15 protein-coding genes and 1 tRNA gene are annotated in these 12,161 nt (G+C 37.6%); 11 read left to right on the forward strand and 5 right to left on the reverse strand.

Annotation, left to right across the window (positions count from 1 at the left end; genetic code table 11):
- The first annotated feature begins 81 nt into the window (after positions 1–81).
- A complete protein-coding gene (gene greA / locus AC27E9_RS08960; protein WP_487129351.1) occupies positions 82–558 on the forward strand; it encodes a transcription elongation factor GreA in 477 nt (158 codons plus the stop codon).
- Between the two features lie 96 nt (positions 559–654).
- Here the strand turns inward: greA and AC27E9_RS08965 are convergent, their stop codons facing one another.
- Together AC27E9_RS08965 and yhbY are read right to left on the reverse strand one after the other, a co-directional pair.
- Entirely contained in the window at positions 655–999 is a 345-nt protein-coding gene (locus AC27E9_RS08965; protein ID WP_487129353.1) for a rhodanese-like domain-containing protein, read from the reverse strand.
- Between the two features lie 167 nt (positions 1,000–1,166).
- Positions 1,167–1,463, reverse strand: a complete 297-nt coding sequence (yhbY, locus tag AC27E9_RS08970; RefSeq protein ID WP_487080844.1) for a ribosome assembly RNA-binding protein YhbY — start codon at positions 1,461–1,463, stop codon at positions 1,167–1,169.
- Positions 1,464–1,669: 206 nt separating this feature from the next.
- Between yhbY and rlmE the strand changes: the two genes are divergently transcribed.
- From rlmE to AC27E9_RS09005, 7 genes are all read left to right on the forward strand, one after another.
- Positions 1,670–2,299: a 23S rRNA (uridine(2552)-2'-O)-methyltransferase RlmE gene (rlmE, locus tag AC27E9_RS08975; RefSeq protein WP_487129354.1), complete on the forward strand. Its 630-nt coding sequence runs from the start codon at positions 1,670–1,672 to the stop codon at positions 2,297–2,299.
- Between the two features lie 67 nt (positions 2,300–2,366).
- Positions 2,367–4,313 (forward strand): ATP-dependent zinc metalloprotease FtsH, encoded by a 1,947-nt coding sequence (ftsH, locus tag AC27E9_RS08980; RefSeq protein WP_487129356.1) that lies wholly within the window; start codon positions 2,367–2,369, stop codon positions 4,311–4,313.
- 218 nt (positions 4,314–4,531) lie between these two features.
- Positions 4,532–5,311: a dihydropteroate synthase gene (gene folP, locus AC27E9_RS08985; RefSeq protein ID WP_487130036.1), complete on the forward strand. Its 780-nt coding sequence runs from the start codon at positions 4,532–4,534 to the stop codon at positions 5,309–5,311.
- A 76-nt stretch (positions 5,312–5,387) separates the two neighbouring features.
- A complete protein-coding gene (gene glmM, locus AC27E9_RS08990) occupies positions 5,388–6,725 on the forward strand; it encodes a phosphoglucosamine mutase (RefSeq protein ID WP_487129358.1) in 1,338 nt (445 codons plus the stop codon).
- Between the two features lie 127 nt (positions 6,726–6,852).
- Positions 6,853–7,620, forward strand: a complete 768-nt coding sequence (gene tpiA, locus AC27E9_RS08995) for a triose-phosphate isomerase (RefSeq protein WP_487129360.1) — start codon at positions 6,853–6,855, stop codon at positions 7,618–7,620.
- Between the two features lie 4 nt (positions 7,621–7,624).
- A complete protein-coding gene (gene secG, locus AC27E9_RS09000) occupies positions 7,625–8,020 on the forward strand; it encodes a preprotein translocase subunit SecG (RefSeq protein ID WP_487129362.1) in 396 nt (131 codons plus the stop codon).
- An 11-nt stretch (positions 8,021–8,031) separates the two neighbouring features.
- Positions 8,032–8,116, forward strand: a tRNA-Leu gene (locus tag AC27E9_RS09005).
- 462 nt (positions 8,117–8,578) lie between these two features.
- Here AC27E9_RS09005 and AC27E9_RS09010 read toward each other — a convergent pair.
- Positions 8,579–9,637 carry an OmpA family protein gene (locus tag AC27E9_RS09010; protein WP_487129364.1) on the reverse strand — a complete coding sequence of 353 codons (1,059 nt, stop codon included), beginning with the start codon at positions 9,635–9,637 and terminating at the stop codon, positions 8,579–8,581.
- 313 nt (positions 9,638–9,950) lie between these two features.
- Here AC27E9_RS09010 and AC27E9_RS09015 point away from each other — a divergent pair, with 313 nt between their 5' ends.
- Genes AC27E9_RS09015 through sigX form a run of 3 tightly spaced genes read left to right on the forward strand, consistent with a single transcriptional unit; the run spans position 9,951 to position 11,561 of the window.
- On the forward strand, positions 9,951–10,184 hold the full coding sequence (locus tag AC27E9_RS09015) for a hypothetical protein (protein WP_487129366.1): 234 nt from the start codon (positions 9,951–9,953) through the stop codon (positions 10,182–10,184).
- Positions 10,184–11,008, forward strand: coding sequence for a mechanosensitive ion channel family protein (locus AC27E9_RS09020; protein WP_487129368.1), 825 nt, complete (start codon positions 10,184–10,186; stop codon positions 11,006–11,008). The genes AC27E9_RS09015 and AC27E9_RS09020 overlap by 1 nt, the downstream gene beginning before the upstream one ends.
- Positions 11,009–11,024: 16 nt before the next feature.
- On the forward strand, positions 11,025–11,561 hold the full coding sequence (sigX, locus tag AC27E9_RS09025) for an RNA polymerase sigma factor SigX (protein ID WP_487129370.1): 537 nt from the start codon (positions 11,025–11,027) through the stop codon (positions 11,559–11,561).
- 59 nt (positions 11,562–11,620) lie between these two features.
- Here sigX and AC27E9_RS09030 read toward each other — a convergent pair whose 3' ends face one another.
- Together AC27E9_RS09030 and AC27E9_RS09035 are read right to left on the reverse strand one after the other, a co-directional pair.
- Positions 11,621–11,962: a YdbL family probable chaperone protein gene (locus AC27E9_RS09030; RefSeq protein ID WP_487129372.1), complete on the reverse strand. Its 342-nt coding sequence runs from the start codon at positions 11,960–11,962 to the stop codon at positions 11,621–11,623.
- A gap of 9 nt (positions 11,963–11,971) precedes the next feature.
- Positions 11,972–12,154, reverse strand: a complete 183-nt coding sequence (locus AC27E9_RS09035) for a YnbE family lipoprotein (protein WP_487129374.1) — start codon at positions 12,152–12,154, stop codon at positions 11,972–11,974.
- Positions 12,155–12,161: the final 7 nt, after the last annotated feature.

Consider the following 12,161-nt stretch of genomic DNA (forward strand, 5'->3'; position numbering starts at 1 on the left):
AACGCCCCTAATGAATTATTATAAAGGTGGTGGTCACTAATAGTGCTACCGCCTTTGTTGTTAGAAGAACTAAGGATTAATATGAGTCAATACCCAATGACTGTGCACGGCGCTGATGCGTTACGTGAAGAATTAAATTATTTAAAAACAGTTAAACGCCCAGAGATTGTCAATTCAATTGCTGAAGCTCGTGAACATGGCGATCTAAAAGAAAATGCTGAATACCATGCGGCACGTGAGCAACAAGGCTTTTGTGAAGGTCGTATTCAAGATATTGAAGGCAAACTAGGTAACGCGCAGGTTATTGATGTCACTAAAATACCTAATCACGGTAAAGTTATTTTCGGCGTAACGGTAACTGTATTAAACATTGATACCGAAGAAGAAGTGAAGTATCAAATTGTTGGTGATGACGAAGCAGATATTAAACAAAATCGTATTTCAGTAAATTCACCTATTGCTCGTGGTTTAATTGGTAAAGAAGTCGATTCTGAAATTGAAATTAACACCCCAGGCGGTATTGTTGAATATGAAATTATCGCAGTTGATCATATTTAAGCGGTAATAATATGATAATGAGTGTTCAATAATTTAATTTGAACACTCACTCATTTAAACCAGTAATTTTTTTGTTAAAGTTAACTCTAGCAATATTTACTGGTTTTTTTGTGCCTGGCAAACGTCATCATGTTTACAACTGATTGCTTTAACTTGCTGATAACCTATGCGTTGAAGTTGTTCTGCGGCTAAGGCGGCACGCCCACCAGAAGCGCAATGTAAATAGATACTAGCTTCAGCATTACTGCAATGTTTAGCGATATTCATTTCTAGAACACCACGGGGGATTTGAATTGAATTTGCCACAGATGAAGCATTAAATTCAGCAGGCTCTCGAACATCAATAAAAGTTGCATCTTTATCTTCAAATGCTTCTTTTGCGCTAATACAAGTAACATTTTTCTTTGCCAGTGCAACCAACTCAGGTATCGATAAAATCATAATGATCCTTTCAAATAGTTTATTATTGTTGGTGCATTCTAAGACAAGGATAAAATAATGTATATTAGTTTTTTCTAATGTAATGGTGTTGTTTTAGTTGGCTGTTTCTGTGACACAAAAAAAAGGGCTTATGCCCTTTTTTAAATAAATTAACTTTGAATAATTAATTATAACTTAGGAATACGAATTTTCTTTTCTTCAGATTCACGGAAGATAATTAAAGTTTTACCGATCACTTGCACTTTTATTGCATTAGTTTCACGGCAAATAGCTTCAACAATCAAAGCTTTGGTTTCGCGATCGTCAGTTGGAATTTTAACTTTAATTAATTCATGGTGATTTAAAGCGAAGTCTATTTCAGCAACTACTGCTTCAGTAAGGCCGTTGTTACCAAGTAAAACAACGGGTTTAAGGCTGTGTGCTAAGCCTTTTAAATATTGAATTTGCTTTTTATTTAAGTTCATTAACAATTTTCGTTACAAGTTAGCTTGAATTATCGCTATTTTACCTCCATCTAGTTTGTAATACTAATATTGTTTACAAAGTGGCAGCTTTTTAAGGTGATTTTTTGATGTTGCATGATGATATTTTTACTATGCAATGAGTAATATTGATAAATACCGATAAAATATTCCGCGCTTTAAACAGCATAAACAAATAAGTGGATTGAATGAGTAAGAAAAAGGTCAGTGTTAGTAGTGCTCGTTGGCTACAAGAACATTTTGATGATGAATATGTAAAAAAAGCGCAAAAATTAGGACTTCGTTCGCGCGCTGTTTTTAAACTTGAAGAAATTAATAAGAAAGACAAGTTAATCAAACCAGGCATGAAGGTTGTTGATTTAGGCGCAGCCCCTGGTGGTTGGTCAGAATATGCTACTAAGGTTGTTGGAGACAAAGGGCAAGTTGTTGCTTGCGATATATTAGCTATGGATCCAATTGCCGGTGTTGACTTTTTACAAGGTGACTTTCGTGAAGAAGAAGTTTTAGACGCCTTATTAACCCGAATTAATGGTAAAAATATTGATGTTGTGATGTCTGACATGGCAGCAAACTTTACCGGTAATGATGCTGCAGACGCGGCGCGTAGTATGTATTTGGTAGAATTAGCACTCGATATGTGCAACCAAGTATTAAAGAAAAATGGCGCTTTTGTTGTGAAAGTGTTCCAGGGAGAAGGCTTCGAGCAATTCATGAAAGATGCTCGAGCCGCATTTAAAACCGTTAAAACCCGCAAGCCAGAATCTTCCCGTGCTCGTTCACGTGAAGTTTATCTTGTAGCTACCGGCTTTAAATTGTAGTAAATTAGATGGAATTATTTCATCGCACCATTTTGAACATTAGCAAGAGGTCATTAAGTTGAGCGATATGGCAAAAAATCTTATTTTATGGTTAGTTATTGCAGTTGTATTAATGTCTGTTTTCCAGAGTTTTACTCCGGGGAGCGGCAATGAACAACAAGTAGATTACACTCGATTCATCCAAGACGTACGTCAAGGGCAAATTCGTGAAGTTGACGTAGACAGAAACGGTGTTATCAACGGTATTAAACGCAGTGGCGAAAACTTTGTTACAGTTATCCCTGGTGGCTATGACCGTGACTTAATTAACGACTTAGTTAAACAAGGCGTTAACGCTTCAGGTGAACTACCTGAAGAACCAAGTATTCTTACATCTATTTTTATTTCTTGGTTCCCAATGTTACTGCTTATTGGTGTATGGATTTTCTTCATGCGTCAAATGCAAGGTGGTGGCGGTAAAGGCGCAATGAGCTTTGGCAAATCAAAAGCGCGTTTACTTAGTGAAGATCAAATCAAAACGACTTTTGCTGATGTTGCTGGTTGTGATGAAGCAAAAGAAGAAGTTTCTGAATTGGTTGACTACTTAAAAGACCCATCTCGTTTCCAAAAGCTCGGTGGTCGTATTCCATCGGGCGTATTGATGGTTGGTCAACCGGGTACAGGTAAAACACTATTAGCAAAAGCCATTGCTGGTGAAGCTAAAGTACCTTTCTTTACTATTTCAGGCTCTGACTTTGTTGAAATGTTTGTTGGTGTTGGTGCATCACGTGTGCGAGATATGTTCGAGCAAGCGAAAAAATCAGCTCCTTGTATCATCTTCATTGATGAAATCGATGCCGTAGGCCGCCAACGTGGCGCTGGTATGGGTGGTGGTCACGATGAACGTGAACAAACACTTAACCAAATGCTTGTTGAAATGGACGGCTTTGAAGGTAATGAAGGGGTAATTGTTATTGCCGCAACTAACCGTCCTGACGTACTCGATCCTGCCTTATTACGTCCTGGCCGTTTTGACCGTCAAGTAACTGTTGGTTTACCAGATATTCGTGGACGTGAACAAATTCTTAAGGTCCATATGCGCAAAGTACCATTAGGTGATGATGTTAAAGCATCGGTAATTGCTCGTGGTACCCCAGGTTTTTCTGGTGCTGATTTAGCTAACTTAGTTAACGAAGCTGCTTTATTTGCCGCTCGTTCAGCACGTCGTGTTGTTGGTATGGCTGAGTTTGAAAAAGCTAAAGATAAAATCATGATGGGCTCTGAGCGTCGTTCTATGGTGATGGACGAAGCTGAAAAAGAAATGACTGCTTACCATGAAGCAGGTCACGCTATTGTTGGTCGTTTAGTACCAGATCATGATCCAGTATATAAAGTGAGTATTATTCCTCGTGGTCGTGCGTTAGGTGTGACTATGTATTTGCCTGAGCAAGACCGCTTTAGCCATAGTAAACAGCATTTAGAAAGCAATATTTCATCATTGTACGGTGGTCGTATTGCTGAAGAAATGATTTATGGTTTCGAAAAGGTTTCAACTGGCGCTTCAAACGATATTGAACGTGCAACGCAACTTGCGCGTAAAATGGTTACGCAATGGGGTTTCTCAGAAAAAATGGGCCCTATGCTGTTTGCTGAAGAAGAAGGTGAAGTATTCTTAGGCAGAACATCATCAAAATCTTTAAATATGTCTGACGACACCGCACAAGCTATTGATGCAGAAATTAAAGAGTTTGTTAATCGTAATTACCAACGTGCTGAACAAATCTTAAAAGACAATGAAGATATTCTTCATGCAATGAAAGATGCGTTAATGCAATATGAAACCATTGATGCGTTACAAATTGATGACTTAATGAATCGTACTAAGGTTCGTCCACCAGCTGATTTTGGTGCAATGGGCTCTGATGATTCAGATAATACTGACTCAAGTAAGCCGTCTGCGAAAGCGGAAAGCGAGAAAAAAGAATCTTCTGAGCCAACAAGCTCAAATGATACTTCAGATATTCCTGCTAAATAAATTTTAGCTGGAACCATAAAGCCTCAATAGCTTAAATCAATTGATTTAAATTCTATTGGGGCTTTATATTATTTTAATGTTTAACTATTTGTTGTTAAGTAGTTAAACGCTAAAACAATAAAATGCTAGTGACGAGAAACTAGCGAGATAATGAGAGTACTGTGTTAAAGCAACTTAATTGTCCAAATTCTAAATTAGACTTATCAGCTCCGCATGTAATGGGAATTTTAAACGTTACACCAGATTCATTTTCTGACGGTGGTAAGTTTTTTCATGCTGAGCAAGCATTGGAACAAGTGCAGCAAATGATCACCGCAGGTGCAACCATTATCGATATAGGTGGCGAGTCTACTCGCCCGGGTGCAGCTGAGGTTAGTGATGGCGATGAATTAGCACGTGTTATCCCTGTATTAAAAGCAATTAAGCAGCGCTTTGATGTTTTAGTCTCAATCGACACTAGCAAAGCGTCAGTAATGCAAGCCGCTATTGAAAATGGTGCTGACATTATTAACGATGTACGTGCATTGCAAAATCAAGGCTGTGTTGATGTGCTGGCTAAGAGTGATATTCCTATTTGTTTAATGCATATGCAAGGGCTGCCACGAACCATGCAAGATAAGCCAAGCTATGAGCATGTTATTAATGATATTAAATCTTTTTTTCAGCAACGTATTACTGAATGTGTTGAGGCTGGTATTGCCCGTGAACGACTAATTCTCGATCCAGGATTTGGCTTTGGAAAAACTTTAGAGCAAAACTTCCATTTACTTGCTAACTTATCCGAATTTTCAGCGCTTGATTTACCACTATTAGTGGGGATCTCACGCAAGTCAATGATAGGTAATTTATTGAATCGAGATGTAGAGCAACGATTAGCAGGTAGTATTAGTGCTGCTATTATTGCCGCGCAACAAGGCGCACATATTATTCGTGTTCACGATGTTGTAGAAACAGTGGATGCATTAAAAATATTAGAAACAGTAACTGATAATCGCTAATCTAAGCTGCGATTATGAATATATTTATACGCATTAAAATGCCGATGGCAAAGCGCTTAGCGTAATGGAGAAAATAATGTCAGAAAGAAGATATTTTGGTACCGACGGAGTTCGTGGCTTAGTTGGGCAATACCCAATTACCCCTCAATTTGTAATGAAACTCGGTTATGCCGCCGGTCGTGTGTTAGCAGCACAGGGCACTAAAAAGGTATTAATTGGTAAAGATACGCGAATTTCTGGCTATATGTTGGAATCTGCACTTGAGGCTGGTTTTTCGGCTGCTGGTATTGATATTGGCTTGTTAGGTCCAATGCCAACACCTGGTATTGCCTATTTGACTAAAACATTCCGTGCTGAAGCCGGTATTGTTATTAGTGCATCACATAACCCGTTTTACGATAATGGCATTAAATTCTTTTCACAAGACGGACAAAAATTACCAGATGCAGTTGAATTAGCCATTGAGGCAGAGCTTGATAAAGAAATGGGCTGTGTTGAGTCAGCTGATTTAGGTAAAGCGAATCGAATTGATGATGCTGCTGGGCGATATATTGAATTCTGTAAAAGTAACTTTCCAAGTCAATATTCATTAAATGGCCTGAAAATGGTGGTAGATTGTGCACACGGCGCAACTTATCACATTGCACCTAACGTTTTTCGTGAATTAGGCGCAGAAGTTATTGAAATTGGAACCTCACCAAATGGCACAAATATAAACCACGAGTGTGGCGCAACCTCAATGGATGCTATTAGTGCGGCTGTTGTTGAACATCAAGCTGATTTAGGTATTGCCTTAGATGGCGACGGTGACCGTTTAATGATGGTTGATCATACTGGCTACGTTATCGACGGCGATGAAAGTGTTTATATTATCGCTTGTAATGACTTACAAAGCGGTAGCATTCGCGGAGGTGTGGTTGGCACATTAATGAGTAATATGGGCTTAGAGCTTGCACTTGCAGATATGGGCGTACCATTTGCGCGCAGTAAAGTTGGTGACCGCTACGTCATGGAAATGTTAAAACAAAAGGGCTGGCAATTAGGTGCTGAAAACTCTGGTCATGTCATTAACTTAAAACATACCTCTACAGGTGACGGCATTATCGCTGCTCTTAACGTGTTAACCGCGGTATGTAATTCAGGTAAAACTTTATTTGAATTGCGCCAAGGTATGAAAAAATTACCACAAGTTTTAGTTAATGTAAGGTTCTCTGGCGACAGTGATCCGCTAGTAAATCAGGCTGTAGTCGCTGCGGTACATCAGGTGAACGAGAAGTTAACCGGTCGAGGTCGTGTTTTATTAAGAAAATCAGGCACTGAGCCACTTATTCGCGTAATGGTTGAAGGCCCTGAATTAGAAGAAGTTACGGCATTAGCAAATGAAATTGCTGACGCAGTAAAACTAGCTTGTTAGTGGTAAAAATTGTTTGAATTTATCTTGTCGAACGAATATTAAGCAAATGAACGTGATATTGCTTGAAAAACTTGTAACTTGTCGACAGGTTAGTTAATATCTCGCCGCTTTGATTTAGGAATGAAAAATGAATAGACGCGCAATTGTTGCAGCAAACTGGAAAATGAATGGCAGTTTAGCATTAGTCAACTCAATGGTTTCAGAGTTAACAAACGTAAGTTTAAATGAAAACGTTGAAGTCGTTGTTTGTCCAAGTTTTCCTTACTTAGCGGCATATTGCATAGCAAGCGCTAATGCAGAGTTAGCTAAAGCATTTAGTTTAGGTGCTCAAAACTTAAATGAGCATGCTAAAGGTGCTTTTACTGGTGAAGTTTCAACATCAATGCTGCAAGAAGTTGGTGTTAATTATGTAATAGTAGGGCACTCAGAACGCCGTAGTATATATAAAGAATCAAGCACATTAGTAGCACATAAAGTAAAAGCCGCTTTAGAAGCTGGTCTTCAACCTATATTATGTGTAGGTGAAAGTGAAGATGAGCGTGTTGCAGAGCAAACCGAAATCGTTCTAGCTTCGCAATTACAGCCAGTTATTGACGAAATTGGTATTGAAAAATTTGCTGATGTTGTTGTTGCGTATGAGCCAGTTTGGGCAATAGGTACTGGAAAAACAGCATCGCCAGAAATGGCACAAGCAACTCATCAATTTATTCGCGATTTTATCGCAAAAGTTGATGAAAACGTCGCAGTTAAAGTACCATTGTTGTATGGTGGCAGTGTCAACGCGACAAACTGTGAAGAATTATTTGCACAAGCTGATATCGATGGTGGATTGATTGGCGGTGCTAGTTTAAAAGCCGAAGAATTTAAAATAATTTGTTCGGCAGCAAAGGGATAATAAAATGTTGTATCAAGTGTTAATTGTAGTGTATTTGATCGTTGCTTTATGTTTAATTGGTTTAGTACTAATTCAACAAGGTAAAGGTGCGGATATGGGCGCATCATTCGGCGCTGGTTCATCAGCTACTATTTTTGGTTCAAGTGGTTCAGGTAACTTCTTAACTAAATCAACTACCTATTTAGCGATTGCATTTTTTGTTATCAGCTTAGTACTAGGTAACTTAACGGCGAACCGTGTTAAAGCAGGCGCTGATTTTGATGATTTAGCTGTACCTGCAGGTCAAGTTGCTCCAGCAACAGATGCTATCCCAAGTGAAAGCATTGAGCCAAAAGCTGACAACGCTGATGTTCCTGCTAGCGACGCACCAATAGAAAAAGACAGCGACGTACCAAACTAATTTCAATATTTGCAGATGTGGCGGAATTGGTAGACGCGCCACCTTGAGGGGGTGGTGCCTTAGGGCGTGAGAGTTCGAGTCTCTCCATCTGCACCAAATTATAAAAAAGGCTTACGGTAATGTAAGCCTTTTTTGATTTCTATCTATGTAAACTTTTACCTTGTGTGAACTAAGTGCTTTTAAGAAGGCTTTTATAATAAGTTATATTCTAGATGTTAAATTAAAAGAGTGTTGCTCAAATTTCAGTGAGTAATGAGTGAAAGTTTACCTTCTTTAATTCAGTATTGCTGAACGAGTTTAATGTTTACTTAGTGGGTACGGAGTTTGACAGCTCAGCTTGTTTTGTATTTTGCTTTTCAACTTCTTTGAAATCTTGAAGCTTCCTAATAGGATAAGACAATGATTGAGCATTGTTTTTGATGTTTCTATCGATGAACTTTAACGAAGATTTGTTAGTTTTTTTCATGCTGACTCCTAAAATATTCGCGTAGATATTTAGGCATAAATTAATAGAGCGAAGTATGATTATTACTTCGCTTTTAAAGGCTAAATATTTAGTTATTTACTCATAGCTTTTTTGGTTGTAGTTTCTATTTTTGCAACCACACGCCTATTTAATTTATGCGCTGCGACGGTGTTTTCTTTTGAAAGTAATTGCTGTTGTCCGTACCCTTTTGCTGATAAACGGCTACTTTCAACATTGAATTTTTCAATAAGAATGGTTTTAACGGCATCAGCACGTTTTTGTGAAAGCATTAAGTTATATTTTGCACTACCAGTTGCTGAGCTGTGGCCTTCAATTTCTACTGATGTATTTTTATATTCCTTCATAAAGTCAGCTAAACGTTGAATATCATCAACTACTGCAGGCTGCACAATAGAACTGTTGTTGGCAAAGGCGACATTTAGGCTAATTTCAACTTCGCTTTCTGAATAAAGCGTACAGCCCTTTGAATCAACTTTTACTGTTGCAGGTGTATTCTCACAGCGGTCAGTGGCGTCACTCACGCCGTCATTGTCACTATCTAAAACCTTTACTTTTGTCGTAACTTTTTCAACAGCTGGTTTTACGGTTGCTTTAGGTTTAGTGATAACTGGTGCTTGCTGAGTTTCACCAAAAGCATATTTCAAACCAAGCTTGATACCTTGGTCAACAAAACCATAATCTACATCTTTGTATATTGCTGCCTCACTATACAATGAGAAACGATCATTAACTTGAAAGTTATATCCAGCACCAACATTTACAGCATTGTAGCTTTTTACATTGTTGAAGCGTTTAACACCGGCAAATACGTATAAATCGCTATCGTCCAGTTTGTATATAGCGTCAACACCTGCACGGCTACCGTAATCTTTGTCATGACCGTTTTGAACGTCGTAGCGAGTTTTTGCTAACTCAATTCGAATATTCCAATAGTCATCAATAATCTTTTGTAAATCGATACCAATTGATTTACCCGCTTCAATCTGATCCCAAGCAAGATTTGACTCTTTATTTGTGCTTGACTTTATATAGTCGCCAAACATGCCAACCTCCCATGTTTTATCAATGTTTTCTGCCGCAAGTGGGGAACTGATTAAGGCTGCTAGAAGAGAGATTTTAAATGCTTTCATTGTTATTCCTTACTTATATCTAAATAATTTTTATTAGTTTCTAGTAGCTATAACGCGAAGGATTTAGAAAAGTCACAAATTTATTTATCTTTTTTACAGATTTTAAAATATTGCAGATGAAACTCACTTTCATATAACTAAATCTGTTCAGTATTTAAGTGCTGTAAATTATGGAAAGTTAGCTGGGAACTAGCGTAAAATTCGCCAGCACTTATTTATCAATAACATTTAGGTTTTAGTTAAAGATTATTGTGACTTTTGCGGTTTGATACCGTTATTAGTTAGAGCAACTGAAAAATTGCTAGGGGAAAAGATGAAAAATATTGAACAAGATTTAACGAAAGGTTTTGAAGGTGATGATGATGTTACTTTTGCAACTTCTGACGATGAATTATTTAAACGAGCTGTAACTACTGTCAATGTGCAACAGGGCAGTAAAGATTTAATCGCGCTAGGTATGGCCTCTATTTGGGTGGTGTTTGCCAGCATATTTATGAAGATATTAAAGCCAATATTTAAAAATATGGCACAAAATAGGAGTAAATAATGGAAACTGAAAATATTACGGAAAAAACTTATAACGGCTTGATGGCTGTTTGGCACAAAGTCGTAACATTTATGCCTGACTTGATTGTTGCTCTGGTATTTTTACTTGTTGGCTGGATTATTTCTTCGTTAATTAAGCGTTTTCTTAATAAGTCATTAATCAAAATTGGTTTTAATACCTTTTTAGATAAACTTGGCCTAGAGCAGCTTCTTAAAAAAATGGACATTAATGTTCAAGGTAGCCAAGTTGTTGCTAGTATTATTTCAACGTTTATTTTACTGATTTTTTTGCTTGCGGCGTTAGATATTGTTGGCTTAAAAATGCTATCAGGTTTAATTGATACATTAGCTCTATTTTTACCTAAGTTGTTGGCCGCGTTGGCTGTTCTGTTATGTGGATTTTTTGTAGCTCAAATTGTTTTCAATGGCGTTAAGATCGCGGCAAAAAACACTGGGGTCGACTATGGTCGATCTGTTGCGGAAGTATGCCGCGGCATCATTATTGTTATTACGGTCTCACTTTCAATAACTCAGCTCGATATTGATGTTTCCTTATTAAATAACATTCTTTCGGTCGTTATAGCGAGTGTTGGGTTAGCTGCAGCCATTTCTTTAGGAATAGGTACTAAGTCTATGGCGCAAGAAATTGTTGCTGGCGTTTATCTTCGGGAAATGTATCAAGTTGGAGACAGTATTGCAGTTAAAGAAGTCAAAGGAACTTTGGTCTCTATTGGTAGTGTTGCGAGTAAAGTGATGGCTGAGGACGAAAGTATTGTAACTGTGCCAAATACTTTCTTATTAGAAAATAAAGTGACTAAGCAATAGGTAGGTTGCTTTTCACTTGAGTGTTTTAAATGAGCGGCAGCTCGTTGCCTTAGTGCAAGAGAGCTTGCCCTACGACACAAAATTTTTTCAGCAATTGATTACACCGTATTTACCCAAACTAAAAGGGTATTGTACGAAAGTACTCAATAATCAATCTGATGCTGAAGATGTGGTGCAAGAAACAATTATAAAGGCCCTGACAAATTTGAAGGGTTTTAAGTGGATCGTTTCTTTCAAGGTTTGGCTATTTAAAATTGCGCATAATGAATGCATTAATAAAATTCGAGAACGCCGTTGGGAGTTGTATGAAAATGATGAAGAATACCTAGATTCGCTTGAAGCAGAACTGCCTAACGAAGAAGATATCGTATTACTCATGTCTTCATTACTTGAAAAATTATCGTTTGTTGATCGTAATATTATGTTGCTTAGATATAGAACAGGGCTGGATTTTCAAGACATTGCTGATATTAGCGAGATGAAAATATCAGCGGTTAAAATGCGCCACAAAAGAGTTATCGAGTTTTTGACAGAGCAAATGGATTCGGAGTAATTTAAGCTTAATTTAAAATAAAAGGAGATCAAATAATCTCCTTTTATTATTACCAAAGGTTATTTTTTCACCCATTGTCCAGCGGCATTTTTAATAAAGTGGCCAGACTGTGTTTTTGCTAGCGCTTTTTCGCCTGCTAATGCTGTAACTTGTAGCATAGTTATTTTGTTTTTACGCGCTAAATTCATATAAATACTTTTACGTTTTTTATTAACGCTTGCTACTAAGCTTTTGGCTTCTGCGCTGTCGACAACAACACCTAAATAACCATTAGGCATCTCTCCTACTAAGCCTTGTTTTTTAGCATCACTTAGTGAAATGGCCCAAGCTGAAAACGCCATAGTAGAAACTAATAGGGCGCAGGTTAATTTTTTAATTAGTTTGTTGGTTATAATATTCATTACTTCTCCCTAAAATACGTCGCTTTCGTCACTAAATATGTCATCGAGTTCTTTGTCTACTTTTACTTTTATTTCATGATCAATTTTTAAATTTAAATTAATCGTGATTGGCTCTTTGGCACTCACTTCTACCTTATGTGTACAGCCGGTTATTATAAAAATAGCTAACACTGTGGTTAGTATTTTACGCATAGTTTCT

The organism is Colwellia meonggei, from assembly GCF_057537295.1.

What these genes read in the sequence shown, in the direction of transcription:
- tpiA (WP_487129360.1), top strand. Translation starts at nt 6,853, where the DNA reads ATGAATAGACGCGCAATTGTTGCAGCAAACTGGAAAATGAATGGCAGT.
- secG (WP_487129362.1), top strand. Translation starts at nt 7,625, where the DNA reads ATGTTGTATCAAGTGTTAATTGTAGTGTATTTGATCGTTGCTTTATGT.
- yhbY (WP_487080844.1), bottom strand. Translation starts at nt 1,463, where the DNA reads ATGAACTTAAATAAAAAGCAAATTCAATATTTAAAAGGCTTAGCACAC.
- greA (WP_487129351.1), top strand. Translation starts at nt 82, where the DNA reads ATGAGTCAATACCCAATGACTGTGCACGGCGCTGATGCGTTACGTGAA.
- ftsH (WP_487129356.1), top strand. Translation starts at nt 2,367, where the DNA reads ATGGCAAAAAATCTTATTTTATGGTTAGTTATTGCAGTTGTATTAATG.
- AC27E9_RS09010 (WP_487129364.1), bottom strand. Translation starts at nt 9,637, where the DNA reads ATGAAAGCATTTAAAATCTCTCTTCTAGCAGCCTTAATCAGTTCCCCA.
- AC27E9_RS09020 (WP_487129368.1), top strand. Translation starts at nt 10,184, where the DNA reads ATGGAAACTGAAAATATTACGGAAAAAACTTATAACGGCTTGATGGCT.
- rlmE (WP_487129354.1), top strand. Translation starts at nt 1,670, where the DNA reads ATGAGTAAGAAAAAGGTCAGTGTTAGTAGTGCTCGTTGGCTACAAGAA.
- AC27E9_RS08965 (WP_487129353.1), bottom strand. Translation starts at nt 999, where the DNA reads ATGATTTTATCGATACCTGAGTTGGTTGCACTGGCAAAGAAAAATGTT.
- AC27E9_RS09030 (WP_487129372.1), bottom strand. Translation starts at nt 11,962, where the DNA reads ATGAATATTATAACCAACAAACTAATTAAAAAATTAACCTGCGCCCTA.
- folP (WP_487130036.1), top strand. Translation starts at nt 4,532, where the DNA reads ATGGGAATTTTAAACGTTACACCAGATTCATTTTCTGACGGTGGTAAG.
- AC27E9_RS09035 (WP_487129374.1), bottom strand. Translation starts at nt 12,154, where the DNA reads ATGCGTAAAATACTAACCACAGTGTTAGCTATTTTTATAATAACCGGC.
- glmM (WP_487129358.1), top strand. Translation starts at nt 5,388, where the DNA reads ATGTCAGAAAGAAGATATTTTGGTACCGACGGAGTTCGTGGCTTAGTT.
- AC27E9_RS09015 (WP_487129366.1), top strand. Translation starts at nt 9,951, where the DNA reads ATGAAAAATATTGAACAAGATTTAACGAAAGGTTTTGAAGGTGATGAT.